The 26,994-nt window shown below is 55.5% G+C and carries 28 protein-coding genes; 13 read left to right on the plus strand and 15 right to left on the minus strand.

Annotated features, from left to right (window positions below; genetic code table 11):
* Window positions 1–56: 56 nt before the first annotated feature.
* The 3 genes from ACN0VM_RS02240 to ACN0VM_RS02250 form a co-directional block, all read right to left on the minus strand.
* Complete coding sequence (locus ACN0VM_RS02240; RefSeq protein ID WP_417449199.1) at window positions 57–1,808, minus strand: heparinase II/III family protein; 1,752 nt, start codon at window positions 1,806–1,808, stop codon at window positions 57–59.
* Window positions 1,809–1,859: 51 nt separating this feature from the next.
* Entirely contained in the window at window positions 1,860–2,519 is a 660-nt protein-coding gene (gene rpe, locus ACN0VM_RS02245) for a ribulose-phosphate 3-epimerase (RefSeq protein WP_417449200.1), read from the minus strand.
* A 72-nt stretch (window positions 2,520–2,591) separates the two neighbouring features.
* Window positions 2,592–3,917: an RsmB/NOP family class I SAM-dependent RNA methyltransferase gene (locus tag ACN0VM_RS02250; RefSeq protein WP_417449201.1), complete on the minus strand. Its 1,326-nt coding sequence runs from the start codon at window positions 3,915–3,917 to the stop codon at window positions 2,592–2,594.
* 137 nt (window positions 3,918–4,054) lie between these two features.
* Between ACN0VM_RS02250 and ACN0VM_RS02255 the strand changes: the two genes are divergently transcribed.
* The 4 genes from ACN0VM_RS02255 (at window position 4,055) to ACN0VM_RS02270 (ending at window position 6,851) form a co-directional block, all read left to right on the plus strand.
* A complete protein-coding gene (locus tag ACN0VM_RS02255; RefSeq protein ID WP_417449202.1) occupies window positions 4,055–4,780 on the plus strand; it encodes a PaaI family thioesterase in 726 nt (241 codons plus the stop codon).
* Between the two features lie 3 nt (window positions 4,781–4,783).
* Complete coding sequence (locus ACN0VM_RS02260; RefSeq protein WP_417449203.1) at window positions 4,784–5,251, plus strand: hypothetical protein; 468 nt, start codon at window positions 4,784–4,786, stop codon at window positions 5,249–5,251.
* 68 nt (window positions 5,252–5,319) lie between these two features.
* The gene (locus ACN0VM_RS02265; RefSeq protein WP_417449204.1) at window positions 5,320–6,225 is read left to right on the plus strand and encodes a GNAT family N-acetyltransferase; all 906 of its coding nucleotides are present in this window, start codon (window positions 5,320–5,322) and stop codon (window positions 6,223–6,225) included.
* 11 nt (window positions 6,226–6,236) lie between these two features.
* Entirely contained in the window at window positions 6,237–6,851 is a 615-nt protein-coding gene (locus tag ACN0VM_RS02270) for an MSMEG_1061 family FMN-dependent PPOX-type flavoprotein (RefSeq protein WP_417449205.1), read from the plus strand.
* Between the two features lie 30 nt (window positions 6,852–6,881).
* Here the strand turns inward: ACN0VM_RS02270 and ACN0VM_RS02275 are convergent, their stop codons facing one another.
* The 9 genes from ACN0VM_RS02275 to ACN0VM_RS02315 form a co-directional block, all read right to left on the minus strand.
* Entirely contained in the window at window positions 6,882–8,555 is a 1,674-nt protein-coding gene (locus ACN0VM_RS02275; protein WP_417449206.1) for a DUF4166 domain-containing protein, read from the minus strand.
* A complete protein-coding gene (locus tag ACN0VM_RS02280; protein WP_417449207.1) occupies window positions 8,552–9,205 on the minus strand; it encodes a thiol-disulfide oxidoreductase DCC family protein in 654 nt (217 codons plus the stop codon). The genes ACN0VM_RS02275 and ACN0VM_RS02280 overlap by 4 nt, the downstream gene beginning before the upstream one ends.
* Window positions 9,135–10,031, minus strand: a complete 897-nt coding sequence (locus ACN0VM_RS02285; protein ID WP_417449208.1) for a hypothetical protein — start codon at window positions 10,029–10,031, stop codon at window positions 9,135–9,137. Before ACN0VM_RS02285 ends, ACN0VM_RS02280 begins: the two co-directional genes overlap by 71 nt.
* Window positions 10,032–10,050: 19 nt before the next feature.
* Window positions 10,051–10,932, minus strand: a complete 882-nt coding sequence (locus ACN0VM_RS02290) for a hypothetical protein (protein ID WP_417449209.1) — start codon at window positions 10,930–10,932, stop codon at window positions 10,051–10,053.
* Between the two features lies 1 nt (window position 10,933).
* Window positions 10,934–11,818, minus strand: coding sequence for an alpha/beta hydrolase (locus tag ACN0VM_RS02295; RefSeq protein ID WP_417449210.1), 885 nt, complete (start codon window positions 11,816–11,818; stop codon window positions 10,934–10,936).
* A gap of 177 nt (window positions 11,819–11,995) precedes the next feature.
* Window positions 11,996–12,643, minus strand: a complete 648-nt coding sequence (locus ACN0VM_RS02300) for a DUF938 domain-containing protein (RefSeq protein WP_417449211.1) — start codon at window positions 12,641–12,643, stop codon at window positions 11,996–11,998.
* The gene (locus tag ACN0VM_RS02305) at window positions 12,640–12,876 is read right to left on the minus strand and encodes a DUF6460 domain-containing protein (protein WP_417449212.1); all 237 of its coding nucleotides are present in this window, start codon (window positions 12,874–12,876) and stop codon (window positions 12,640–12,642) included. The genes ACN0VM_RS02300 and ACN0VM_RS02305 overlap by 4 nt, the downstream gene beginning before the upstream one ends.
* Window positions 12,877–12,932: 56 nt before the next feature.
* On the minus strand, window positions 12,933–13,394 hold the full coding sequence (locus tag ACN0VM_RS02310) for a hypothetical protein (protein WP_417449213.1): 462 nt from the start codon (window positions 13,392–13,394) through the stop codon (window positions 12,933–12,935).
* Between the two features lie 18 nt (window positions 13,395–13,412).
* Window positions 13,413–14,096 carry an EI24 domain-containing protein gene (locus ACN0VM_RS02315; protein ID WP_417449214.1) on the minus strand — a complete coding sequence of 228 codons (684 nt, stop codon included), beginning with the start codon at window positions 14,094–14,096 and terminating at the stop codon, window positions 13,413–13,415.
* A 167-nt stretch (window positions 14,097–14,263) separates the two neighbouring features.
* Here ACN0VM_RS02315 and ACN0VM_RS02320 point away from each other — a divergent pair, with 167 nt between their 5' ends.
* On the plus strand, window positions 14,264–15,250 hold the full coding sequence (locus ACN0VM_RS02320) for an adenosine kinase (RefSeq protein WP_417449215.1): 987 nt from the start codon (window positions 14,264–14,266) through the stop codon (window positions 15,248–15,250).
* Window positions 15,251–15,271: 21 nt separating this feature from the next.
* On the opposite strand, the gene htpX is transcribed toward ACN0VM_RS02320, so the two are convergent.
* Entirely contained in the window at window positions 15,272–16,225 is a 954-nt protein-coding gene (gene htpX, locus ACN0VM_RS02325; protein WP_417449255.1) for a zinc metalloprotease HtpX, read from the minus strand.
* 153 nt (window positions 16,226–16,378) lie between these two features.
* Here htpX and ACN0VM_RS02330 point away from each other — a divergent pair, with 153 nt between their 5' ends.
* Together ACN0VM_RS02330 and ACN0VM_RS02335 are read left to right on the plus strand one after the other, a co-directional pair.
* Entirely contained in the window at window positions 16,379–17,284 is a 906-nt protein-coding gene (locus ACN0VM_RS02330) for a CPBP family intramembrane glutamic endopeptidase (protein ID WP_417449216.1), read from the plus strand.
* The gene (locus tag ACN0VM_RS02335; protein ID WP_417449217.1) at window positions 17,281–17,439 is read left to right on the plus strand and encodes a DUF1674 domain-containing protein; all 159 of its coding nucleotides are present in this window, start codon (window positions 17,281–17,283) and stop codon (window positions 17,437–17,439) included. Before ACN0VM_RS02330 ends, ACN0VM_RS02335 begins: the two co-directional genes overlap by 4 nt.
* A 9-nt stretch (window positions 17,440–17,448) precedes the next feature.
* Here the strand turns inward: ACN0VM_RS02335 and ACN0VM_RS02340 are convergent, their stop codons facing one another.
* Both ACN0VM_RS02340 and ACN0VM_RS02345 read right to left on the minus strand, forming a co-directional pair.
* Window positions 17,449–19,257: a hypothetical protein gene (locus tag ACN0VM_RS02340; RefSeq protein WP_417449218.1), complete on the minus strand. Its 1,809-nt coding sequence runs from the start codon at window positions 19,255–19,257 to the stop codon at window positions 17,449–17,451.
* 135 nt (window positions 19,258–19,392) lie between these two features.
* On the minus strand, window positions 19,393–20,370 hold the full coding sequence (locus tag ACN0VM_RS02345; protein ID WP_417449219.1) for an NAD-dependent epimerase/dehydratase family protein: 978 nt from the start codon (window positions 20,368–20,370) through the stop codon (window positions 19,393–19,395).
* 123 nt (window positions 20,371–20,493) lie between these two features.
* Here ACN0VM_RS02345 and ACN0VM_RS02350 point away from each other — a divergent pair, with 123 nt between their 5' ends.
* The 6 genes from ACN0VM_RS02350 to ACN0VM_RS02375 all read left to right on the plus strand — a co-directional run bounded on the left by ACN0VM_RS02350 (window position 20,494) and on the right by ACN0VM_RS02375 (window position 26,858).
* The gene (locus ACN0VM_RS02350; protein WP_417449220.1) at window positions 20,494–21,507 is read left to right on the plus strand and encodes a DUF481 domain-containing protein; all 1,014 of its coding nucleotides are present in this window, start codon (window positions 20,494–20,496) and stop codon (window positions 21,505–21,507) included.
* 229 nt (window positions 21,508–21,736) lie between these two features.
* Entirely contained in the window at window positions 21,737–22,531 is a 795-nt protein-coding gene (locus tag ACN0VM_RS02355) for a hypothetical protein (protein WP_417449221.1), read from the plus strand.
* 33 nt (window positions 22,532–22,564) lie between these two features.
* On the plus strand, window positions 22,565–24,382 hold the full coding sequence (locus tag ACN0VM_RS02360; protein WP_417449222.1) for a CHASE domain-containing protein: 1,818 nt from the start codon (window positions 22,565–22,567) through the stop codon (window positions 24,380–24,382).
* 15 nt (window positions 24,383–24,397) lie between these two features.
* The gene (locus ACN0VM_RS02365) at window positions 24,398–24,817 is read left to right on the plus strand and encodes a response regulator (protein ID WP_417449223.1); all 420 of its coding nucleotides are present in this window, start codon (window positions 24,398–24,400) and stop codon (window positions 24,815–24,817) included.
* A complete protein-coding gene (locus tag ACN0VM_RS02370) occupies window positions 24,814–25,203 on the plus strand; it encodes a response regulator transcription factor (protein ID WP_417449224.1) in 390 nt (129 codons plus the stop codon). The genes ACN0VM_RS02365 and ACN0VM_RS02370 overlap by 4 nt, the downstream gene beginning before the upstream one ends.
* Before the next feature lie 143 nt (window positions 25,204–25,346).
* A complete protein-coding gene (locus ACN0VM_RS02375) occupies window positions 25,347–26,858 on the plus strand; it encodes an ATP-binding protein (RefSeq protein ID WP_417449225.1) in 1,512 nt (503 codons plus the stop codon).
* The last annotated feature ends 136 nt before the right edge of the window (window positions 26,859–26,994 follow it).

A 26,994-nucleotide genomic window follows, 5' to 3' on the forward strand; every position in this document is an offset into this window, starting at 1 on the left:
GTCGCCTCTAATATTAAACCACTCCTGACACCGGGCCACCCATCAGGCCGGGTGTGTCAGAGGTCCATTTCACTCAAAACCCAATTGCATATGGGCTGCTCGCTCCCATCATTGCCCCCGCTTGGTGCAAGGGTGACAACAATCTGTTTCGTGGCTTCCGGCCGGTCGGGACGGCTCAGGTACAGGCTGTCCTCAATCTCGGTCTTGCCGCCGTCTGCATCAAAAATCCATGTCTTGCCGGACCGTGTTTCCAAGGTGACACGACCGTCTGGCGCCTTCATGGCGCGCACCTGCGGGTGCAGGTGAAAGCGCAGCACTACATCCTGCCCGACAAGTTTTTTTATCTTTGGCCCAAACAGCCGGTCGCTGCCCTTGATGCGGCTGCCGTCTGCCGGTATTTCAATCAACCGTTCGTGCTTGACGCCAAAACGTTTGAGATACCCGTCATGGGTCACGCGCAGGCGCTGGCCTTCTTCTGTGGTTTCCCGAACCGTGAGCGTTTCGCTAACACCGGCACCCAGCCGTCCGTCTTCCATCAGGCGTGTGGAATTGCGGTCGCCGATCACAAGTGCGGAATGGGCGGCAGTGGTGCGGGCAAGCGTGGCCAGACTTGGCATCGGCCCGCGTTTTGACGCTGGGCCGACACTGACGATCAGGCGTTCCTGTCCGCAAGAAAATTCTACCGCCCCTGTGCTGGCATGTGCGCGGGTGGCGTATGCTTGCGGAGGCGGTGGCCCGGCGTCCATGATCAGGCAGGCCTTGCCCGCAACTAACCGCTGGAAGCCCGTGTGTGCAGCATTTTCAATGGCCTTGCCCTTGGCGTCGCTCGCGGCGAGAATGGCATTGGTGCCGTTGCCGCCTTCGGCTGTGACACCGCCGAACTGCGCGAAGCAGCCGTCGCCGTGGCGCATGGCGCGGATGAAAGGTGCCATGCGGTCAAGGGTTGTGAGCACCCAAGCGGGCAGGTCATCGCCGCGGTCCTGATAGGCGCCGCGCACCAGAATGAGCAGTTGCATGGTTCGGATGGCGTCGGCGGTGTTGCGGCTGGCGGACCCGCCGTCTGGTAAAATAAAATTCGCAAGCGCACGCTCGAGTTCCGCGCTGCCGCGGTTCAGCCAGCCTGCGCCGCCCGGCAGCAGCAGACCGCACAGGGTCAGCGCACTTGTGGTATAGATGCGCGGCAGGCCCGCTGGCGCATCGCGCCACACGCGCATCAGATGGCGGGTTTGCCGGGCAAAACTTGTCAGCACCTTTGAGCGATAGACCAGATCCTCGCTTGAGAGAATAAGCGGCGCGTGGGTCAGCCAGTTGATAAGGCGGCGCGCCAAGGTTTCGGCGTCCCACACGTCCTTGTACCAATCCTCGCCATAAGGTAGCCACCATGACAGCATTGTCTCCGCCGCGTCGCGCGCTTTGACCTGATCGCCCACCTGTGCCAGGTCCTGCAACCAGTGGAAACTGTGGGCATAGTGGCGGAAAGTTGGGCTGGCACTTTCCATGCGCAACCAGAAATCTTCCTTGATCACATGTTGCTCACCATTGTGCAGCATGTCACCGCCAAAGATGGCAGAGCCAAGGGTTGCGTTGCCGGGGGCCGGGTCATCGGGACTGCCGAGCAGCTGTCCGGGGTGCCGACCCCGGAGACGGTAGGTGTAGAGCGCGGTGGAATAACCCCACTCGCGCAGTTGCCGTCCGGCACGTGTCACAAGGTGAAGCACAAAATGAGAGCGCTGGTCGCGCCTCAGCGTAGAACGCGACAGGGGCGTCCGGGCCGAATATTCGGCGATCTGATCAAAGGCCGCGTTCATCGCCGCCTGCTCCCTATCCTTTGGTGTTGCACTCTGTCAACAGCAGTATAGTTAAACCCTGAGCGCCTTGATGTTGGCGGCATACATGTCCGGGCCACCTTTGAAAGTGGCGCTGCCCGCTACAACAACATCTGCGCCTGCGTCTACGACCGACCGGATGGTCGATGCGTTTACGCCGCCGTCTACCTCAAGGTCGATCTCCAGCCCGAGCGTATCAATGCGCTTGCGAATGGCTTCGATTTTCCTGAGCTGGCTTTCGATAAAGCTTTGCCCGCCGAAACCGGGGTTGACCGACATCACAAGGATAAGGTCTAGCTCTTCATAAAGATAGTCGATTGTGCTTTCCGGCGTGCCGGGGTTCAGCGACACGCCGGCCTTGGCGCCTGCGGCCTTGATGGCCTGAAGCGTGCGGTGGGTGTGCGGGCCCGCTTCCACATGAGCGGTGATGATGTCTGCGCCAGCATTGGCAAAAGCCTCGATATAGGGGTCGACCGGTTCGATCATCAGATGAACGTCAAACACTTTGTCGCTGTGCGGCCTTAGCGCCTTAACCACATCGGGCCCGATGGTGATGTTGGGCACAAAATGGCCGTCCATCACGTCAATGTGGATATAATCGGCGCCTGCGGCGTCAACGGCTCTGACTTCTTCACCCAGACGGGCAAAATCCGCCGACAGGATGGAAGGGGCAATTCTGAGAGGCTTTTTCATGGCGTTTCCATATCAGTTTGGCCCTGTGCCCGCAAGGGTTGGGGCGTGCTTTTGCCGCACAATTCAGGCCGTTTATTCCTTCGCAATTCGGGCAGCGTAAAAACCGTCCATGCCGCCTTCCGCCGCCCGCATGGACGGCAGGCAGCGCATGTCGCCGTCTTGTGTGACAAGCTCACCCATGCCGCCAAGTTCCGGTGCAGTAATAGCCACGCGTTTGGCGTTTTTATGGCGGCCAAGGAATGCGGTGATCTGGTCCTCGCCCTCCGCGCGTTCAAGCGAGCAAACGCAATAAACCAATGTGCCGCCGGTGGGCAACAGGTTGAAGGCGTGGTCAAGCATGCGGGCCTGCAGGGCTGTCAGCTTGTCCACATCTTCGGGCGCCTTGGTCCAGATGACATCCGGGTTGCGGCGCAGGGTGCCGGTGGCTGAACACGGGGCATCCAGAAGGATGTGATCCGCCGGTTTTCGGGGCATGAAGGCGGCGGCGTCTGCCACGTGTACGTTGGCTTTCAGGCCAGTGCGTGCGAGGTTGGCGTGCAGGCGACCCATGCGGTTTTTATTGCGGTCTATGGCTGTCACGACAGCCCCCATGGAAGCCAGTTGCATGGTTTTGCCGCCGGGCGCTGCGCACATGTCCAGCACATGTTTGCCGCTAATATCTCCCAGAAGCATGGCGGGCAGGCTGGCGGCCATATCCTGCACCCACCATGTACCGTCGGCGTAGCCCGGAAGGGCCGATACGTCCGACAGTGCGCGGCGTAGGGACCCGTTTGGCATAATGGTGGCCTCAAGGCTTGCCGCCCACGCCGCAGCGTCTTCCCCGGCCTTCAGGGTGATGTCAAGTGGCGGTGCACTTTGCAGGCAACGTGCAATATCTTTCATAGATGCCGCGCCATAGGCTTTGGACCAGCTTTTTTGCAGCCAGTCCGGCAGGTCTGCTTCAGGCATGGCATCCAGTTTTGCCACCAGTGCATCGCGTTCACGCACCGCGCGCCGCAAGACCGCGTTCACAAGCCCGGCAAATCCGCGTTCCTTGCCGGACAAATTCTTGACCATCGTCACGGTTTCATTGACTGCGGCATGGTCTGCGGTGCGCATGAACAGGATCTGCGCAAGACCGGTCAGTAGCGCGGCATCCGTCCATGTCGCGTTACGCGGCAGGCCGCGGTCGATCAGGTCCCGCATCAGGGCGCGTAAGGAACCAAGGCGCCTGAGGCACAGCATCACAAGCTGCATCACAAAGGCGCGGTCGCGGGCGTCAAGCCCGCCGGTGATGTCATCAAGCGCCACGTCAAACGGACGGTTCTTGAGCGTGACGGCCATCAGGGTACGCACAGCAGCCTCGCGGGCGTTTTTCGGCGTGTCCTGGTTTTTCGGGTTTTCTGGATTTGTCATCATGGCGCTTCATAGCGCCAAGCGCGCCTGAACGCAAAGCCAAACACGGGCCAATGGCAAGAGAGATGCATGATTGCCTTGCACGCGACGCATTTTCCCCCTTACTTAGGCCTAAAGGCAAAACAGACGGGGAGGATATCATGCAGCAGACGGTAACGATCGCATCGCGCTTCAAGGGCCCACCGACCAGCGGCAACGGCGGTTATACATGCGGCTTGCTCGCCAGCCTGATTGACGGCCCGGCGGAAGCCAGCCTGAAGGCACCGCCGCCTCTGGATGTGGATCTTGTGCTTTCAAGGTCGGGAGACGGCAGCGTGCTGATGCAGGGGGATGCGGTACTGGGTGTGGCAAAACCTGCAACGCTTGATCTTGAGGTACCCGCCCTCCCGACTCCGCTGACGCTTGGCGTCAACCCTGTGGACGCGCCGGGAAGGCCGAAAAAGTTTGAGCCGTTTGAAACCTGTTTTGTATGCGGCCACGAACGCACGCACCCGGACGGGCTGTGCATCCACGCACGGGTGGTTGAGGGCGTGCCCGGTATGGTCGCCGCCAAATGGCTGCTCGATGAAAACTATGCGGCAGCTGACGGCAATGTGTCTGACGTGATGCTGTGGGCTGCGCTAGATTGTCCCGGTTATTTTGCCTGCGCGGCCGGTGAGGCAGCGTTGCTGGCCCGCCTGACCGCGCAGATCATCAAACCGCTGAAGGCCGAAGGTGACGCAACGGTAATCGGCTGGGACATGGGCGCCTCGGGCCGGAAACGCCGCTGCGGTACCGCAGTGTTTGACGCGGACGGCACCCTTGTCGCCAAGGCTGAAGGGCTTTGGGTCGTGGTGGACGCTGCGCGCGTACAGGCTGGGGCATAAGCTGTGTCGAAAGCGAAAGATATCTGGGCCGCGCTTGAGCCCTACCGCGACCGCCGCATCGTCGCCACCTTCGGGCTTGGTATGTCGAGCGGTTTTCCGCTGACCTTCGTTATCTCGCTTCTGGGTATCTGGCTGTCACGCGAGAGCGTGAGCAAGTCGGATGTCGGCCTTTTTGCCCTTATCACTACCTTCTACACATGGAAATTTCTGTGGTCCCCCGCGATCGACCGGCTACCTCTGGGACCGGTCACGCGTTTTTTCGGCCAGCGCCGGGGGTGGCTATTCACCAATCAGGCCCGCACGATCCTCGGTGCCCCAAGCGGCTTTGTTGCCGAAGCGGTAGGCTGGGTCGAGTTTTTCCTCTATGCGACGGCGGTGGCCATACCGGGGCTGATCCTGCTTCTGATCCTCTGGAAAAAGGATGTCGGAACGGGTACCCTTGCAGATGGCGGCGGGAAGGCCGACATATGACCCATGTCACGGATTGTTCAAGTGCTTGTAACAATATCGCCACGCTGCGCGCCTATTAGGATTGCCTTATGAAAAAATATGCTCTCATTCGCCCCCGGGTCGCCGCCGCGCAGGCATTGGCTGGCGCCCCGTCTTATGTGCGGCAAGGCAGCCTTGAGGTTCGTCTGGCGCGGTCCTTCAAGGAAATAAAATGGGCGCAAAAGCTACGCTATAAAATCTTCTATGAAGAAATGCAGGCCAAGCCCGACTGGCGCATGCGTATGACCAAGCGCGATATTGACCCTTACGATGCCGTATGTGACCACCTGCTGGTGATCGATCATAACCGCAAGAAGGGCAAACGTGTTGTGGGCACCTACCGGCTCTTGCGCCAGGAAATCGCCGATGCGCACAATGGGTTTTATTCCGGCGGCGAGTTTGACCTGACGCCGATGAACTCAAAAGCCTTCCGCCAGCAGATGGGCGAAGGCCGCCAGCTTCTGGAGCTTGGCCGGTCATGCGTGCATAAGGATTACCGGGCAAATTCAACCATCAACATGCTTTGGAAGGGCATTTCCGAGTATCTCAAGGAACACAACATCGCCTATATGTTCGGTTGTGCGTCTTTTGAAGGCACGAACCCGGACGCGTTCAAGGAAGCGCTGGCCTATCTTTATCACAACCATCTGGTAGCAGATGATTTCCACGTGAAAGCGCTGGGTGGCCAGTTCATCAACATGAACACCATGCCGGCCGACGAGGTTGATGTAAAACGCGCCCGCCGCGCCCTGCCGCCACTGATCAAAGGCTACCTGCGCATCGGTTGTTTTATTGGCGATGGTGCGGTGGTGGACAAACAGTTTGGCACCACGGATGTGTTTATCCTGTTGCCGGTGGAACGTATCGCCAGCCGTTATTCCAAGCATTTCGATATGGGCGCCGGCACTCAAGCCAACGACAGCGCGGACGCGGGCCGGAAAGCTTCCGCCGTATAGGAGTGGAAGAGATGGCCGAAGGGAAACTTGAGAGCGTCAAAGCGCTTGAGGCCCACTATGGTGTGCCAAGTGAAAAGGGGCTTGATAAGGAACTGCCTGCGCTTGATAAGCACTGCAAACGCTTCATTGAGCTTTCCCCCTTTTTCCTCATGGCCACGGCAAGCGACACGAAGGTAGACGTTACCCCGCGCGGCGATGCGCCCGGCAGCGTGCAGGTGGAGGGAGATAACATCCTCCTGCTGCCTGACTGGCCCGGCAACAGGCGGCTCGATTCGCTTAAAAACATCCTCATTAACCCCAGCGTCAGCCTTATTTTCCTTATCCCCAATGTGGGGGAGACCCTGCGCATTCTGGGCACGGCTGAGATCATCACCGACGAAGCCCTGCGCGCCCGATTTGAAACCGGCCTCAAGAAGCCGCTTTCCGTCATTCGGGTGCGCGTGGAAACCGCTTTCCTGCACTGTTCAAAAGCGTTCCTGCGCTCGCGCCTGTGGGAGCCGGACTGCTGGCCGGACCGTTCAGCGCTCCCGAGCGCGGGTGAGATGTTCCGCGACCATATGAAGCTTGATATGCCCATCCGTGACCTGGACGCTGTGGTCGAGAACTTCAAGAACGAGCTTTATTGAAGCCTCGTTCCGTCATCTCATCGTTAAACATTAGTCACTTGAGCCATCACGTTCTTTAAGCCATCCGTGATAGTGTACAATTAGTCCAAGCATTGGAGCCCTAATTGAAACGTTAAACCTGAACACGCCGTCTCGTTCATACTCGAAACTTTCACCGGATGGCAGAAGTAGGCGCGGTAAGGGGATACCCAGTGCCTGCCAACGCCTTGGAACAAGATGGAGTTGATTGTCTTTGACGACGGTTGCCAAGGCGACTGAAATGATACCAAATCGTTCAACCAACAATCCTGTATTTCTTCCGGAACCCAAAGTTTGGGAACTGGAGAATGATCGACCTCCAAAATTTCTCTCCCAGCGTTCTCCTTGCTCGGTGGAAAGAAATTTCACGGTGACCTTGGTTTCCTTTGCGTCGGTTGGGAAACCGAAGAGGCGCGCCAGAAGCGTTGCAAACGGATTTTTGCCCCGTGATACTTGCGCCTGACCTTCCCACACTTTTTCTCCCTTTACGCTATGCAGGGCCTGCAATTGTCCTGGCAGCGCCCTAAAAGCGGTCCCCAATATCTGCTGATAAAGTGGCCCATCCATCTCCTCCGGGTTGCGAAACCCGGTAAAGATCGATCTGTTCTCAAACAGTTTCCGGTAGTCGGCTAGATCAAGTGCTTTGGTTGCTGGTCTGGCGCCATGTGCAGGGGTTGCACCTTCCATGGCCTTGCGAATGATAGCTTCAATTGCCATTGAGGGAATGAACGGCCCATCATCGCCTTCTGCAAGCAGGTGCCAGGATTTCTCAACCAGTTTGCCGTTTTTGACCCCTGTCGCTTTTACAAACATGCCTCCTCTGTGTTCACCAAATTTGGCTAAGTTTAAAACCCAGTAGAAGAGAGGCGAAAACATAACGAAGGATGGCAGATGAAGGCTTGCCCGGGTCTTTGCGAGCAGGTTCAAGATACGGTGTAGAGTTTCCGGAACAGGAGCGGCCCCCATCCAAATGTCTGAGAGACTTTCATGCTCAGGAGGAAGCACTTGCAAATCTGGTACATCAACCAATGAAAAGTGTAAGTTTCGCAGGGGAAGGTGGCCTGGCGGTGCGATGGTAAAACGCAGGCTTTCCGTCAAACCCTTTGCGTGGGTCTGTTTGCCTTGACGCATTATCTTTACGGGCGCTCCCGCGTAGCCGACGACCGCGCGCATGACATTTAAACCTATGCCCGCGTATGGAGAGGGAGCGATACCGCCGGTTACGGACTGAATTGCCATGTCTTTTGACATTTCACGCAATACGGCAGCCGTGAGGACCGGGAAACTGCTCACGCCAGAGAGTATAAACACGCCCGCGGCTTGGGCCTGTTGATCAAACTGTGAAATACCGAAAACGAAGTCCGCAGCGTCTGCGAAATCAAGGTAATTTACACGAGCTTCGATACAGGCTTTGACCACGACATAAGGGTTATCACCATAGTCTTGAAAAGGTCCGGAAGCATCAACAACGATGTTTGGTTGGTGTACTTTGATGGCTGTGGTGATGTCAGTTCGCGACATTTCTACAGCCGTGACTTTGGCTTTGCCGTGGTATCTTCGGCAGAACTCTGATGCTTTGGTGCCATCTCGGCCACAGATTAAAATTTCGGCATCTACGATGTCTGACAAAAGCGATGCGAGCCGACCGCCAAAAACCCCATAACCGCCCAATATGAGTATCTTCAAGTGAGTATCCGCTTTCTGACTTCGGGGTCTGGTATGTTGCATAGGTCTGCCCTGCCGAATATCCGGTATCGGTTTTGAGCAATCGCTCGATATAAATAGTCCTGCACGTGCTTTGGTATTATTCGCAGGATGCAAAATATCTTCCAGACACCTCCAAGCCGCGTGGCAACCTTAACAAAGGCTTCCAACGACGAGTATGCGCGCCCGCTCTCGATAAAAAGCCAGGAGCTGGGGTCCTCAGGATTGAGGCCATAATGCACCATCAATGCATTCCCAAGTATGGATTGTAGCGGGATGATGCGGAATTCTTTTTTATGATCGTTGTGGGCAATCCACTTTGCGCCTCGGGCACAAAGAGAACAGTGCGCGTCCATAACGGTGCAGGGACCAGTGTCGGCAAAGTCCGGCACAGTTTCATCAACTCGGTACGAGTAGGCTGGTTTGTCCATATTCATATGGTGTCCGCAATTGCACCATCGAGTGTATAATATAGATAACCTAACGACACTGAGCGCATACTGCAATGCGACCATTTGTCTCCAACCATATGCGCTATAGCAACCGTGCTTATACCCTGTCCTAATCCTTGGGCCTGAGGTCTTCGATGATTTTCGCATCGATCCAATAGAGGTCTGATTGGCGTTCGCCATCGCCGTCGGCTTTTGGCACCATGCGGTTGAAGAAGAGATATTTCCCGTCAGGCGTGATCTGCGGGCCACCTTCCTCTGTGTCGGTGTTGACCTTGTTGCCCATGTTAATCGCGTCCCCCCACGAGCCGTCTGGCTGCTGGAAGCTGATGTAAAGGTCACTACTGCCGAAACCGCTCGCTCGCTCGCCGTCCCACATGATGTAGCTTTCATCTGCTGCGATAAAGGGGTGGGCATTCCATGTGCCGGTGTTGATCTCTTTGGGCAGCGGTTTCGGGTCTTCCCGTTTGCCGCCCACCAGCCGTGAGGTGCGAAGGATGCCGTCGCCTTCCCGGCTGCCTCGCTCATCGAGAACCAAGGTGCCGTTCCTCGAGGCTGTCAGGCCCATGATCTGGATGGCTTCAAAGGCGGGGCCAAGGCTTTTCATTTCTGACCAGCCGTCTGCTGTGCGCTCCTGATACTTGGCGCGGTAATAGAGGGTCTTGCCGTCTGGCGACGGGAAAGGCCTGCGCGTGCCTTCTGGCATGGCGACTTTCTGCCAACCATTACCCACTCTTTTAAATATGACATTTTCAGGTTCTGGCACGTCGCGGGAGTGCCGCCAACGACCCACATAAAATTCATTCATATCGAGTGAAAAGCCGCCCGCATCCCCCCAGGTTTCTGTGTTCACAATACCGGGCGCAAAAGGTTTTGCGGTCATACCCGGCGGTGTTTGCCCGAGATAGGGGCCTTTGAGCGCGGACAGCTCGTCCCCCGCATGGCTTGCGCCGGTGATAGCCAATGAGGCTAGCAGCAGCACCTTTCGCGCTGAAAAACGCTTCATCATGTTCCCCCTTAATCGGTGTTTATTGTTTTGGTCTCAGGTCTTCGATAAAGCTGGCGTCGACCCAGAAGATATCCACATTGTCATAAGTGCCGGGCTTCATGTTCCTGTTGAAGAACAGATATTTGCCGTCCGGCGATACGCCTGCGGCGGCTTCCCATGCGCTTGTGTTGATCTTGTCACCCAGGTTGATGGCCTCGCCCCATGTACCGTCGGCTTGCCGGTAGCTGATGTAAATATCAGAATCGCCGTGGCCGTCTTCCCGTTTGGCATCCCAGATCAGATAGCTCTCGTCAGGCGCGATGAAGGGGTGGGCCATATAGGTGCCGGTGTTGATGTTTGCGCCCAGGGCCTTTGGGGCCTGGCGCTCACCATCCACCAGCCTGGAATAGCGAAGGGGGAAAGCGTCATTGTTTTCATCATAGGTATCGAAATACAGGGTGCCGTGCCGGGATGATGACATCCGCATGATCAGGAATTCATCAAAGGGGGCTTCCAGCATCTTCACGTCTGACCAGCCGTCCGCCGTGCGCTCCTTATAGCGCCGCCCCAGATGCATGGTCTTGCCGTCGGGGGAGAAGACCGGCTGTCCCGGCCGGGGCGATACCACCCTTTTGTGCCAGCCATCCTTCTTCTCTGTGAGAAGGACCAGTTCATGATCGCCGGTTTCCGGGTTGGCGCGCAGGAAATAGGCTTCTTTCATGCCGGGCGCGAAGCTGAGGCCATATTCCCACCCGTCTGTCACCACAATGCCGGGCGCAAAGGGTTCAGGCGTGTTGCCGGGCGGTGTTTGCCCCAGATAAGGGCCTTTGAGGCCCGAAAGTGCATCGCTGGCCTGGATGCTTGTGCTTGCTGACGCCGACGCAATCAACAGGGCAACGGATAAAGTGAAGCGTTTTATCATCTTACCTTCCTCTAATATCAGTTTCTGGTTTAGCCGTTAATTCGGACAGCCATTTGAAACTGCCTATAGCCGTTGCCGGAAAAGCCTCCGAATGGCCTGACCGTTCTATAATCTCAAGATTGTGCACGTGGAGACCTGCGCCCTTAAGGCGTTCCAGCGTTGTCATGAACGCGCGGATTCTGGGTATGGCATCGGTTTCCTTTTCACCCACAGTGACATAGACATTGGCGTCCAGCGCCCCCTCCTCAGCTTGCCGCTGGGCCGCCTGACCTTGAACAAACCTCAAAGTCTCCGCGCTGAAGGCTGGGCTGCCAAGCACATAATGTTTGAAGGTGTCTGGCTTATCAAAAAGGATATAGGAGCCAAATGCGCCCCCCAGCGAGAAACCGAAGTAGATGCGTTCCGCTGGATTGGTCTGATAGTTGGCCTCGACATAGTTGATCACGTCATCCCGAATAAAGGCAAGGTGGCTTGCCGCTTGCCCTGCCTTATATTTTGCCTGCTGCTCCGGGTTTGATCTTGGCAGGATTGTGTAGTCCCGAAACCGGCTGAGGAAAGGCCGGGTGTCGCCGTCAAAATCCTCCGCAGACTCCTTTTGCCACGAGATGGCAACAACAATGGCATTTGGCAGCACGTATTCGGCGGCGCCGGACAGGACCTCCATGTGCCAGGCCCCATCGGTCGTATAGACGACAGGGTGTTTGATATTGGCGTCTTTAGCATAGTCTTCCGGCAGTTTGATATATAGCTCATACTGCCCGCCGGTGTTGCTGTCCTTGATAGGGATAACCTCTGTTCTCGGCATTTCATACGGTCGTGCCTCGCCTGCCGTGGCAGAAACGAACGGCGACAGCAGCGCAATCGCGAGCGCAGCAATTTTTTTCATGATATCCCCCATCATTGTCACAGACGTGTCTTCCTTCCGGTCGAAAACAGGCTTATGCCGGAAGACATACAACGGATTTGCGCTGAACCGTTCATCTGATGCGCTGGCACGTAATACCATAACATTTCATGTAACAATGGTTGGAGAGAAGCGAGGGGCGCCAGCTCAGGGTGCTGTTCAGCCTTTTTTGAAAATCAGCGAAAAATTATTGGCGGGCATGCTGACGATGTCGGGTGCCCGGAAACCGGCGGATCCGGCAAGTTCGGTTACCGCTTCCATGTCACGCACACCCCAGTCAGGGTTTCTGCGCTTCAGCGACAGGTCAAAGGCGGCATTTGAGGGCGCGGTATGTTTACCCTGCCGCTTGTAAGGGCCATAGAGGTACAGGATACCGCCTGCAGGCAAGCTTTCGCCCGCGCCTTTCATCAGGCTGACAGCAACGTCCCACGGCGCAATGTGGATCAGGTTGATGGCGGCGATTGCCGACAGGGGCGCTGGCAGGTCGGTGAAGTTCCACCGGTCTTCAAGCACATTGAAACGTCGCGTGGGCAGGATGTTCTCGGCGCCTGTATGGTGCCGCCAGGCGTCGATACTGGCGAGGTGCCGATCATCGATATCGCTGGGCTGCCACAGCAGGGGGGCAAGCTTCGGTGCCATATATGCGGCATGTTCTCCCGTGCCTGAGGCAATTTCAAGAAGGGTGCCCTCGCGCGGGAGGCAAGCCTCAAGAAGTTCGAGAATAAAACCCCGGTTACGCGCGGTTGCCGGGGCTTGGAGGCGTGTGTCTTCTTCGTCATGGGTCTCGGTGTTGAAAAACTTGCTCATCTGTCACGGCGCCGGTTCTTGAGGTGCATAAGGAAATAAACCGGCACAACGATGGTGGCGCCCAAAAGGATATACTCAAGGCCGCTGCCCACGAGCCACGACCAGGCATCAGCCGCGCGGTTGGCGGTCCAGCCGTAAACATCCCCCGGGCTCCACCCGAGCCAGTAGAGCAACGCGCCGACAAGGAAGCTGTATATCACGAGCTTGATAATGGTCCCGGCGTCAAAACGCATATGCTGTCCCCTTTTGGTGGTTGGCCTTTTTCATTGAGTATTCATTCATCCGGCTATTACTCATCCGGCCAGTGCCCGCCCGGCAGGTGTGAGGCAAGGCAGGCATCAATATCGACATTATTGCCTTTACGGGTGCGCGCGGCAATGTGTCGTGCCTCAAAATATTCGCCTTGTGTAGGCTCGTAGAACACGACTTCAAACACGCAGCCGGTGTTTTCAAACAGCATAACCTGCATCATGTCCTCACGCCGTACGAGCGTGGGGTTGCCCATAAGGGCTTGAACGTCTTGTGGGCTCGCCCCCATGAGGCGGAGCGGGTTGGCAAGCGGCCGCGGATGGATTTCCGCAAGCGGCTGCGGTTCTGGTGTTAGCGCAGGCGGTTTGGGCGCGGCCTGTTCGGGCGTGCGGGTTGCCTGAGGCCCCGTCGGACCGCACGCGGCTGTTAGCAAAAGGCCGCACAAAGCACTGAACCGCCAGACGCGATATGATAAAGATGGGCGATGGTTTTTGTGTGTCACGCTGTCTCCTTCGCCCCCTCAGGCACGGCCGCTTGCAAGGTTTTGGTAGATATGGGTCATCATCGCCGTGCCAATGATAGGCGCCAGAATATTCACGAACGGGATGGCAAACAAGACCGCGATCATCGCGCCGCCGATAAAAATCTTGCCGCTGAAACGTTTGCGGAAACGCCTGACTTCCCGTGCGTCCATATGCCTGATGGCGACCATCTCGAAATATTCACGGCCGAGCAGGAAGCCGTTTACGGCCACAAACAACAGGAAGGTACCGGTGCCAGCGGTGACCAGCAGCAAGATATAGGGGATCAGCGCAATGAGGTTGATAAGAATAACAAGGAACATCAGCTTGAGGGACCCCAGCACCACCTCAAGGCCCGACACTTTGCGCGTACCGAGCCGGTGAGGGTAATATTCCTCCTCGACTGCCATCGCAATACCATCGGTGAAAAAGCCCATGACGGTTGTGGAAATGGCCGGGAAAAGCACGTAGCTGCCCACCATGGCAACCGCCCAGAAGCCCGCTTCGTCCAGCCATTCAAGCCAGCTGTATCCAAAGGACAGATCCTGCGGCCAATAGATATTCAACAGATATAAAAGCACCCCAAGGGTTGCAAGCGCCGCCAGAACACCGGTGAAAAACACACTGCGAAACTTCGGGTGCAACAGCTGTTGCCAAGTTCGGTTGAGGGCCTGCCCTATCATTTTATTTCCTCGCGCTTTCAAATTGTCCGTCGCTCGTGGACGGTTTTTTATTCTCTAAAACATAGGAAGCACGATCAAAGCTTGCAATAAGGTATGGCTTTTCTATGGTGCGCCAAAGGCCATGATGCGCGGGAGATGCTCCGCCGCGCTATTCAGGAGAGAGAGATTTGAGCGATTTTCAGGTATTGTGCATTGGCAATGCAATTGTCGATATTGTGGCCCGCGTGGAAGAAGACTTCCTGGCTGAGCATGACTGCGTCAAGGGGTCGATGATGCTGGTGGAAGCGGAAACCTCGGCGCGGATTTATGACGCCATGCCGCCAGCGGTGGAACGCTCAGGCGGGTCCGCAGGCAATACGGCGGCAGGTATCGCCTCGCTGGGCGGCAAGGCCGCTTATATGGGCAAGGTGCATGATGACCAGCTTGGTGCGGTGTTCAGCCATGATATCCGTGCAGTGGGTGTGCATTACCAAACGCCCCGCGCCACCGAAGGCGCGCCAACCGCTACCAGCATGATCCTTGTCACCCCCGACGCGCAGCGCACCATGAGCACCTATCTGGGTGCGTGCGGGGAGCTTGCGCTTGCCGATATTGATGAAGACATCGTCGCCCGTGCTGATGTTACCTATATTGAAGGTTACATGTGGGACCGCGACAGTCAGAAGGAAGCGGTGCTCAAAGCCATGGACGTCGCGCACGAGCACGGCAAACTGGTTTCGCTGACTCTGTCCGACAGTTTCTGCGTGGACCGTTTCCGCGCCGAGTTTGTTGATCTGGTCGAGGGGCGCGTTGATATCCTGTTTGCCAACGAAGCCGAGATTAAATCGCTCTACCAAGTGGAAACTTTTGACGAGGCGATTGAACGTTTGCGCCCCCATGTCAAACTGGCTGCGATTACCCGGTCGGAAAAGGGCTCAGTCGTCTTGAGCCAGGATGAGAGCGTAACTGTGCCTGCGCACCCGACCAGCCTTGTCGACACTACGGGTGCTGGTGATCTCTATGCCGCAGGCTTCCTGCACGGTTATACCTCCGGCAAGAGCCTTGAGGATTGTGCCCGGTTGGGCAGCCTTGCAGCGTCAGAGGTAATCTCACACCTTGGTGCGCGGCCTGAGGTGAACCTTAAAAAACTGGCGGCTGACGAGCTCGGGCTTTAAGCAAACAGGTGATCCACAGGGTTAGCCCCAAGGACCCCTTGGGCCTTTTCCGGAGCTTTCCTTTTCGCGTGGGTCGCTTGTGGGTACGCTGGTTGTGGCCGACCGGCGGGTCTTCGTGCGGCTTACCGGCGCATAGTTGCCTGTTGCCGCCATGGCTTCAAGTCGGCTGATGCGGTCTTCCATGCGTGGGTGGGTGGAAAACAGGCTGTCAATCGAGCCACCTTTAAGCGGGTTAACAATAAAGAGATGGGCCGTCGCGGGGCTTCTCTCCGCGCTCTCATTTATATTGATCGCTGCACCCTGATGCAGCCGCGCCAACGCGCTGGCCAGCGCAAGCGGCTGGCCGGAGATGGCTGCCCCTTCTTTATCTGCGGCAAATTCCCGCGTGCGAGAGATTGCCATCTGCACCAGCATGGCAGCCATGGGCGCCAATATCATCATGAGGATGGTGCCGATGATACCCAGCGGATTGTTACGGTTGCCACCGAAAAACAGCGCGAAGTTAGCCAGCATGGAGATGGCACCGGCGATAGTGGCGGTGATGGTCATTATCAGCGTATCGCGGTTTTTAACGTGCGCCAGTTCATGCGCCATAACGCCGGAGACTTCATCATGGCTGAGGGTGCGCAAAAGCCCAGTTGTTGCGGCAACGGCGGCGTTTTCGGGATTGCGCCCGGTCGCAAACGCGTTGGGCTGGTTATTGTCGATGATATAGACCTTGGGCATGGGCAGGTCTGCACGGCGGGCAAGGCGCCGCACGATGCCGTATAGTTCTGGCGCGTCGCGCTCGCTCACGTGTCGGGCCCCGTGCATGGACAGCACCATTTTGTCGGCGTTCCAATAGGCAAACATATTCATGCCCGCTGCAATCACGAAGGCGATAATCACGCCGCTCTGCCCGCCCAGCATCAGGCCGAACACCAGAAACAGGGCCGTCATTGCGGCCATCAACAGAGCGGTACGGGCATAACTCATCATAGCTTGTTCACCTGTCGGTTTATCGCGTTTGTCTTGCGCTTGCCTTTATATTTGGGCAGCGTGTGGTATGGCTTCAAGTCTCATCTTGGGGCGGCACCGTGAGCAAGCCTTGCGGAGAGCGTTGGAAATATAAGAACCAAAGACGGGACCATGTCTAAAGAAGGCCAACTGGAAAACCTGCCACGGTCTGTGGTGACGAAAACGCTGTTGATTTTTGTCCTGATGACAGTGGTTCTGTCGCTGGCGGCATCAAAACTCGTGATCGATATCGGACTCAAGCGCCATTATATGGTTTTGCTGATGTGGACGCCGGGCCTTGCCGCGCTCGCGGCGTGCAAGCTCTCCGGTGTCGGTATCGGCAGCTTGGGCTGGGGCTGGGGCAAGGCGCGCTGGCAAGCTGCTGCATACCTGTTGCCGCTTGTATACGGGGTGGTTGCATACACCATCCTTTGGGCGGGCGGCCTTGGCGGTGTGCTGGATGCAAAATTTCTGGAGGAAGCTGGCTATCACCTGGGGCTTGTCGGCTGGTCGGAAACTGCGACGCTTCTGATGGCTATTTTCATCTTCGCCGTTGTGGGCATGACATGGCATCTCGCGTCCGCGCTCGGGGAGGAGATTGGCTGGCGTGGCTTTCTTACACCGGCGCTGATGCGCTATATGTCATTCCCCTTTGCGTCGCTGGTGACCGGGCTTGTGTGGGCGCTTTGGCACCTGCCAATCATCCTTCTGACACAATATAACGCCGGTCCGAGTGACGTTGGCCTGCAGTTTGCCAATTTCACGCTGCTATGTGTCGGGTTGTCTTTTATCATGAGCTATCTGCGCGTGAAATCCGGTAGCCTATGGACGGCTGCGGTCATGCATGCGGCGCATAATATTTTCATCCTCAGTTTACTTGACCGGATGACGGTGAAATATGAGGATACTTGGCGGTTCGCAGGTGAGTTTGGCTTCATACTGCCGCTTGTGATTGCTGCCATTGCAGTTTATGTCTGGCGTCTTGCACACCGGGATGGCCTGTGTGCAGGCCCTGTGAAAAACGAGGTGGCATCATGAGCGAAGACAAAAAAAAGGGTGCTCTTGACCAAGGGCACCCCCGCGAAACCCCGGCAGCGGATAAAACACCGGTAAAGGAAATCGGCGGTCGTAAGGGGCCTGAGCCCACCCGGTATGGGGACTGGGAAAAAAATGGCATTATTTCGGATTTTTGATACCCGAACCTAGCTTTGTGCGGCCGCTTCGTCGGCATCTGTTTGCCGGGGCGTCTCTGACGAGTTGTTATCAGGGTCGGGCCCGATGTGGTTTTCCCCAGTGTCTGTCTCCACCGGTTTTGCCGACTGTCCTGACGGTGTAAAGCCGGCGCGGTCAAGCAGATCACGGAAGTCTTTCAACTCCTTTTCTGCGGTGGCACGGTCCAGACCTTTGATCAGCCCCTCGGTAAATCCCGTTTGTTTCATGTAAATGCGCACCTGATGGTCAGCACGGGTGCGGCAATCGCCTGTGGTGAAATAATTATCTGCCAGCAGCGACAGGATCTTTTTCGCCTTATCTTGCAGGCTGATGTTCAGGCCGTGCAGTTTCTTCAGGATCTGGGTATTATCCATGATGGCCCGACAAAATAAGTCCAGCTTCTCAGCGATCTTGCGGCGATGCATTTCCGTCAGATCGGCTTCCATGATGCGTTTTTGCAATTCAACAAGGTCGTGCATGCGCTGCATTGGCTGGTTGCTGTCAAGTCCGACAAAAATCGGTTCATACTCGGGACGTGTCAGCACCGGTAGCATGAAATTGGCCACCATTCGTTTGTTGCTGTGGCCAATAGTGAATTTCTCAAGATCAAGCAAAGCGTTAAGTTGCGCGATCGGGTTTTTGGTTTCGTAGAGCATCTCGCCCACGGCCTGGCTGTTCAGCAAGCGGCCAGCCCTTGAGGCAAGGGCTTCTTCCAGGCTTTCCTGCATACCTACGTCGTCCTGCAGTTCGTCAATTGCCTGCTTCAACTGGTCGATACCCTTCAGTTGTTCTACCAGCCCGCCTGGACAAATCGGCTTTGCAGCGTCGATCTCTATCTTGAGCCGGGCAAAAAGCGCGCGGGCAACCTGAGGCATTTGGCCCGCCGAGAGGAAACCGTTCAGTCGCAGTATCTCGTCGGAAAATACCGGGGAGCGCTCATCTTCTCCCATCATGTTCAGGCGTCCGGCCTGCAGGAACGATAACCAGGTCATAAAGCGCCCGCGATCTTCTGGTTCGTCCAGCATCTGGCCCAGAATGCTTGGGTGCAGGAACATCTCGGAAATCATCTGGTCGAGGATCTCCAGCACCCAGGCAGGCCTGGTGCCGCTAAGCATCGCAATAAGGCGCCCGACCTTGTCGGACAGGGTCACAGCGGGCCGCAGATATTCCGTGATTGCTGCGATCAGTAGAAAGCGTTTGTTGGTGCGGTCCTTCAACTCCTCGATGACCGGCTTAAGACGTCCAACTTCAAGTGAAGGCGTTTTTTCCTTGTTGGCTTTCATGATGTCGACCGAGGTGTCGATCACTTTGGTGATCTTGCGCATGCGCTCCTGAATGGAATTCTGGTCATTCTCATAGGAAACGGCCGTGCGTTGCACAGCATTTTGCAGCTTGGTGCCTGCGTTATACAGTTTGTAATAATGATCCAGGCTGTGCAGCAGTTCGGTGGGGGTTATCATCCAGTCGCCAAGCGTGTTGCCGAGCAGTTCCCAGATTGCGCGTCGGCCGTCTGCGCTGTATAGGTCATCGGGTGTCAGGCAAGGCGATATTGTGCCGGACTGGTCGTATTTCGATGTTTTACGGTGTGCACCACGTGAATAAATTTCAACTGAGGCAAACTCCTGGTTGATCTTGTCGTAACTTTCCTTGACCACACGGACGCCGGTAAAACGTTTTGACCCCCAGAGTTCTTCCGCTTTTCCAACCGCCAGCTTCCGATCGTTGATGACTTCAACGATCGTCCAACGGGTGCCGCGCCGGCCCATAATTTCGTAGTGGACGCTCTGGCCTAAAGACACTCGGCTCTCCTTTTACCGCGATACCGCCTTGAAATGCGATCATCGTCAACCAATTGTGCAGGGCAGTCAATATTGGCTTGCCTTATATCTGCGACTTGGTGCTATGCAGCAGGTATGCCAAAAACCTTACCTTTCCTAAAGTAACTGTTCCTCTTTCAAGTAAGCGAGACATTCGTCCACCGATTGTTCGAGCGGAACAAGGCGGTATCCGAGCTCAGCAATTGCTTTGTCACTCTTTGCGTCAACGATCTCCGATGCAAAATAGGCTTCTTCCGGCGTGATCGTGGGCCGTTTTCCGGTAAAAAGGGCGAGAAAGCTCAGACAGGTTGCGGCCACTTCCAGCAGGAATGCAGGGGTTGGTTTCCGGGGCTCCGGCAGGTCCAGCTTTCTGGAGGCAAGGCTCAGAAATTCGTGCATGCTGGCATAAGGACCGCCCAAAATGTAATTTTCTCCGGTTTTGCCTTTTTCATATGCAGCAAGAAGGGCCTCGGCCACGGCCCGGCCATTGGCAAAATTACCGGCCCCCGGCGGCGTACCTGGCAGGCTGCCTTCAGCGTGGCGGAGGATCAGACGCGCCCAGTTGTGGCTGTCGTAACGTCCAATTATATGGGTCGGGTTTACGATAACCGCGTCCATGCCGCGCCATGTGGCTTCTTTCACCTTTCGTTCGGCAAACGTCTTTGTGTGAACGTAGGAAACCCAACTGGAAGCGCCCAGTTTTTCGGTTTCTTCGGTTACAGGGGTTTTGTGGATACCGTATACACTTGAGCTTGAGACGTGGACGAAGCGGCGGACATTCTTGTCGGTCGCCATTTGTAAAAGGGCGGCGGTGCCTTCCACATTCACAAGGTGCTGCCGGGCGGCGTCTTTTTTCCATGTGCTTGTATCGGCGGCGATATGGAAAAGGGCATCCAGATCATCGGGTACTTCCGGTGCATAGCCGGTCGGCTGGGATAACCGCCCGCTGGTGTAGTTCACGCGGTCACCGAAAAGGGCCTCGGCTGCGTTCCGGTCGCGCACCAGAATATGTATTGTCCAACCCTGTTCGGTAAGTACATCGATCAGATGACGTCCGAGAAACCCGGTGGCGCCGGTCACAAATGCGGATGGCATATTTTTGTCCTCGCCCTATAGTTTGAATTTTTAACCGGGTTTTTGGCTCAATGCTTGAGTTTTTGCGCAACTGCGGTTAAGTCACAGGCAAGTGATCCCTGTGTGCTAAGGAATATGACGTTCATGCGGCTTTTTGGCAATGTGAAGACACAAAAATTACTGGCATTTTTTCTTGTGACGACCGTGCTGTCGTCAATGCCGGCTCATGCTTCGAACCCAACAAGCGGCGTGGTCGAAATGTTGAAGACTGCGTCTGCAGCTAACGACAAGGCAACATTTGATACTTTGCTCAGCACCGCCTTGAACACCTGGCCCAAGAAGCGCATTGAACTTTTGCGTGCTGCCCGCGGCATCAGCGAGACCTGGATGAGCCAAGCTTACCTGGATGAAATGAGCGCGGCGAAAAAAGCCCAGGAGGCCGCTGAAGCAGCGTCCCGCGCGCGGGGGCTGATGTACTATCTTGATCCCAAGCTTTGGAACGGACAGGCACAGTTGGGAGGCAGTTCCAGTTCAGGTGATACTGACGAACAGGGTGTTTCCGCTGCGCTGAACTTTGAGCGTGCTTTTGGCCCCAAATGGAACCATTCGCTGAACCTCAAGTTTGACCTGGCCCGTTCTGAAGGCGCAACCACAAGGCAACGTCTGGTTGGCCAGTATGAAGTGATGTGGAAGCCTTGGACAGATGTTTTTCTGCTGAATTTCACCGAAGTCGAGCTGGACAAGTTTTCCGGCTATGATTATCGGGTGGTTGAAAACCTTGCGGTTGGTACCGAGATTTTCCGCACCTCCAATCAAAGCCTGCGCGTGGAAGCGGGGCCGGGTATCCGCGTCAGTCGGGTGGAGGAAACGATTGAGGACGGTGTGATCAGAGCCCCGCACACGGAAAAAGAATTTCTTGGCCGGGTGTCGAGTACCTATGAGTTGAAGCTGACGGATAACCTTACCTTCAAGGACCGCGCGTCCGCAATTTTTGGCACGCAATCCACAACGCTTGAAAACTGGGCACAATTTTCTGCGCGGATTAATTCGCACATGCAAGCCCGCCTGTCGTTTGAGGTCAAGTACGATTCATTGGCACCGATTGGCACCGCAGCATGGGATACAGCCACGCGGGCAACGCTGGTGTATGATTTCTGATTTCACCCAGACAATGCCATAGCGCAATAATGTTGCCAGACCCGCCTCACAGGCGGGTTTTTTGTGGGCCTCCTGCGGGCCTCCCGGATCATGCCATAAAACCATCCCTTGCTAACCTTTCGTTAGGGCTTGAATGGTAGTTATGCAATCGGGGGTCTTATGATGGCTGGTTGCTGATCGTGGCAAAATACACGACGGTCGCGGCGGCTTTGCAAGGAAGGCTCTCCGCATGACGCGCAGTATAATCGCGACAACCTTGATAGTGTCCTCGCTTTCCTCTCAAGGGCGTAAACCATATGCCTTTTTTGGGTTTTGCCTGCTTATTGGTTTATGCGTTCTGACCGCGTCGCCACTGTTGGCGGAAGGTGGTCGCAAGCAGAGTTTCTTTCTTGATTTGAATGCCTATCCTGTTCTTACCGACACTTCACATGATAATTACTTCACCGTTAACGCCGGTGCGACGTTTGGGCATGGTCTGTCGTATTTCAGTTTGAACAATTTTGGCAAACGTGCAGGCGGCAGCGGGATGCCCGACGACGATGCGTTTTATTCCGAGCAAAACCTGCGCTGGAATGTGATGCGGTCTCTGCCACTGGATCTGACGGTGCAGATGAATTTTCGCTCCGGTGAAAACAATGACCGCTACAGGCTGGGCGTGCGCTGGCGCTTGAATGATACTGGCGTGTTGTCGGATATATTCAGCGCATTAAACCTTGTGTATGCCATTAATGTGCATGTGGTTCAGTTTGATCATGAAGAGCCGTATGTCTGGCAGATGGAGCACGCCTTTAGAATGACATTCCCTGCGCTGAGCGATCGACTGTATCTTGCGGGCTTTGTCGACCACACGTTTAATCAGCGCCTGCCAGAATCTTTTCCGGCGCGCCCGATAGTCGGAGAGGCGCAGGCTGGCATTCGTATCGTGGACCAGCTTTTTGCCGTTGCCGAATACCGGATAAATGAATACCGCCGATCAGAAGTTGATAATCTTGCTCTTGGCCTGCAGTATAAAATTACTTGGTAAAATAACAATGCGTCACCGAGATTCAGGAAACATATGACAGAGAGCCCCCCTGAAACCGAACTGCCCGACCGCAGCAGAAAGGCTCGTATGGAGCTGTTGCAAGGCGCCGCTTTGCACTGGTCACACTGGCTGGTCGTCAGTTTTTCCCTGCTTTTAACCTTCGGTGCGTGGTACATCGCCGATGCGCAGGTTGATGAAAAGAATCGGCTTGAATTTGAACGCCAGTCTGAGCAAGTGGTTGTGCTGGTGCAGGAGCGCATGCATCTGTATGAAAATGCTCTCTGGGGCGGTGTCGCGCTGATCGACTCGCATCAGGGTGATCTCGCTTACGAAACATGGCGCGATTTTGCGACGAGCCTGAATATCGATAAAGCCTATCCGGGCATCAACGGTATCGGCATTATTTTCAATGTTGACCCTGCGGCTTTACCTGCCTTCCTGCAGGAACAGCGGGATAGCCGCCCGTCGTTCAAAGTGCATCCTGAGCATGACCAGATGGACTACTGGCCCATCACATATATAGAACCTATCGAGCCCAACAAACAGGCTGTTGGCCTTGATATGGCTTTTGAAGCCAATCGCTATGCGGCGGTCAAAAAAGCGCGCGATACTGGTCAGGCGCAGGTGACAGGGCCGATCACATTGGTGCAGGACGCGAAGCAAACGCCGGGCTTTCTGTTCTATGCGCCCTTCTACCAAGGCGGAAAAAAGCCTGATACTCAGGAAGATCGCAGGAATGCGAGCCACGGCGTGACCTATGCGCCTTTTATCATGGGCAAGTTGATGCAGGGAACCCTTGCCAGCGCCAACCGCCAGGTAAATATCACGATTACCGACAAGGATACGCTGCTGTACGGTGACGCGACCGATAACGTGGCGGAACAAAGCAACGTTGACCCCTCACCGCTCTATTCCAAAGTCGTGGAAGTGGCAATGTATGGCCGTATATGGCGGTTTCATATTGAAAGCAGTCTGAGCTTCAGGCGTGCCGTTTCAAGCAGCCAGCCGCTGATTATCCTCGGGGGCGGCCTGCTGATCGATGCATTGCTGCTGGCGCTGTTTATGGTACTGGTACGCGCGAACCGGCGAGCGCTGACTTACGCTGACTCTGTTACTTTCGAGCTGCGGGAACAGTCAGGTCAACTTGCCAGGTCAAATAAAGATCTTGAACAGTTTGCCTATCTTGCATCCCATGACCTCAAGGCACCGTTGAATTCCATTAATCAGATTGTGGGGTGGATAGAGGAAGACTGTGCCCATCTGTTGCCCGAACCATCAAAAAAACATCTGGATCTGCTCAAAAGCCGCAGCAAACGGCTGATGAAATTGCTGACCGACTTGCTGGAGTATTCGCAGGTTGGCCGGGTGACCTATGAACTTACGACGGCCAATGTGGCACAAATAGCGGCTGAAAACCTGGCGATGATGGGCGCGCAAGACCGGTTTCAGCTTGAAGCACCGGATCAGGATATTCTTGTACTGAAAGTACCATTTGAGACCGTGATGCGGAATCTGATCTCCAATACCATCAAGCATCATGACCAGACGACAGGCAAGATTGTCATCAAATGCTTCCAGCAGGATAACGGCTACAGAATAAGCTACGAAGATGATGGACCAGGCATTCCTGATGACATGCATGGCAAGGCTCTCGAGATGTTCCAGACACTGCGGCCGCGTGATCAGGTCGAAGGAAGTGGTATGGGACTGTCTTTGATCAAGAAAATCATGGAGCATGTCGGGGGCTCGTTGAGGATAGAAACTGGCCGCAAGAGAGGCTTGCACATTACTGTGTTCTGGCCGTTGTTGCAGGACGGGGATCACCTACTAAATAATCCGCAAGGCAGGTGACGGATGAGGCACCCTATGAAAGACACGGCCATACTATTAGTGGAAGATGATGACGTTGATGCCATGTCCATTGAGCGCAGCTTTTCTGCGTATGGTGCCGCAAACCATCTGGTGCGTGTGCGAGACGGCATTGAAGCACTTGAGCTCCTTGAAGATGGCAGTGTACAGCCGCCTTTTATTGTGCTGGCCGATATACAAATGCCCCGCATGAACGGTGTGGAGCTGATTGCTAAAATACGTCAGCACCCGGAGGCCTCAGACACAGTCATCTTTGTTTTGACAACGTCCCGGGCCCGTCGGGATATAACCGAGAGCTATCGTCATCATGTCGCCGGGTACTTCTGTAAGGAAGATGCCGGGCGTAATTTTGAAAAGGTGGTGGGCATTGTTCAACAGTATCGTGAACTGGCAATGCTGCCGGCAGTACCGCAGTGACTGGTGTTCTCCGCATACTGGTTGTCGATGATGACGAAGTTGCTCGGTATGCCCATGCCCGGCATTTGCGTAGCCTTCCCGGCTTTGCCGTGGAAATAGCTGAGGCCGAAACCGGTTTGGATGCATTGTCCATGTGTGAACAAGCGAACTATGATTGTGTGTTGCTGGATTATTCAATGCCGGGCATGACAGGACTGGAGATACTGAAACGGTTGCATGCGTCGTCTCGCAGTGTGCCGGTCATCATGCTTTCGGGAATAGAGCAGCCGGCCATCGCCGATGAAGCTTATGGGCTTGGTGTCTGCACGTTCCTGTCCAAAGACGCCCCTGTTGCAGACATCCATACAGCTATTCTGCACGCGGTGGTGGCACAGGTTTCACGGTAGTCTGAATTCTTTTGTGCCAGCAGGACAAAGCGGCGACAGCGTCTGCAACCATTCATTTACCATTTTCGCTTATTGTGTAACCCATCGGGGAGAGTCGGGTAAGTTGTCGCCACAGATAGGGGCGAATCAAAGGATTTGCGACCATGTTGCAGTATCAGGCCGCCGGTACCACCCTCACTTCATCTTTCAGCCCCTGCGAAAGTCAGGCACGTCGCTATGAAACGACACGCCGATTTGAAGCGCTGATCATTGATGATAACCCGGCGGACCGGAAGCTTATAGAACACTACGTCAAGAAGGCTTTCCGCGGAGCGGCCTCTGCATCCAGCGCAGCAACTCTTGAAGAGGGGCTGATGGCACTGGAGGGTTTTCATTTTGACGTGCTTTTCCTGGACCTGGGTCTGCCTGAAAGCACGGGGCCCCGTACTGTTAGCGAAGTGGCTGCCGCGTTTCCCGATGTACCGATTATCGTTGTCACGGGGCAAAGCGACCTGTGTGTTGTACAGGATGTTATAAAGCGCGGCGCGCAGGAATTTCTGTGCAAAAACAACCTGAATGAGGACGGTGTGTCCGCAGCGGTACACCATGCGGTAGAGCGGCACAGGATGTACCGTCAGATGGAAAGTCTGATTGCGCAAAACCCTGAACCAATCATGGTGGTCAGTTTCGATGGCGTTATCGAATTTGCCAATGTTGCCGCCCACAGGATGTTCTGTGCGGGGTCGGAAATGCTGGTAGGCAGGCATTTTGACTGTTATGTCGAAGGAATTGGCAAGTCCGAGGTAGAGTTAAGCTTTCTAGATTGCCGGGATCTCCTCGCCGAGTTGAATGTTACCCATATACACTGGCACAGAACCAAATCGCAGCTCATTACAATTCGGGATATTTCTGCTCAGAAAAGGCGTGAGCAAGAATTGATCAACGACCGGGCGCTTGCCTTGGCCGTAAGTGAAGCGAAAGACAAATTTCTCGCCAACATGAGCCATGAACTGCGCACGCCGCTGAATGGGATCGTCGGCTTTTCCGAACTTATGTTGTCTGAAAAGTTTGGTGCGATCCAGCCCGCACGGTATGCAGGGTACGTCGAGGACATATTGCATTGCGGCACTACATTGCTGTCGCAGATCAATGACTTGCTGGAACTGGCCAAGGCTGAAGCCAATAGCATAACCTTGACAATTGAACCGTTGCACCTGGATAGCCTGTTGTGCCAGATGGTCGCCCAGTTTCAGGAACTGGCCAAGGTAAAAAACATCAGCCTTGAACTCGATCAGCCTCACACTGATATAGTTTTGAACGTAGATCGTCACCGCCTTAGCCAGATATTGGGTAATCTCCTGAGCAATGCGGTGAAGTTTACTGGCGAGGGCGGTCTCATTACGCTGACAGTTCACGACTTTCAAGACCACGTCCGCTTCAGCGTCAAAGACACAGGCTTGGGCATTGAGAAAAAAGAACAGGCCCGGGTTTTTGAGGCATTCTCTCAGGTTGATGATCACCCCCACCGGCGCCGCACAGAAGGAAGCGGCCTCGGTCTTCCTATAGCCAAGCGTCTTGTGGATCTTCATGGTGGGGATATCGGCATAAATAGCGATATAGGCGAGGGAACGGAAGTATACTTCAGCATTTCTAAACTGCTGAGTTGGGACGATTAATTCCGTGCTCACGCTGACACACACAGAAGCCGTGAGGCAGATTGCCTCGGAACTGGCGGATGGGGACTGTCTGCAATTTCTGTCGGCTGCGTCCGATGGTCTTGCGCTATGGAACCACGATAGGTCTGTCACTTTG

Source organism: Kordiimonas sp., assembly GCF_048260245.1.
In the GTDB taxonomy this organism is placed as follows: domain Bacteria; phylum Pseudomonadota; class Alphaproteobacteria; order Sphingomonadales; family Kordiimonadaceae; genus Kordiimonas.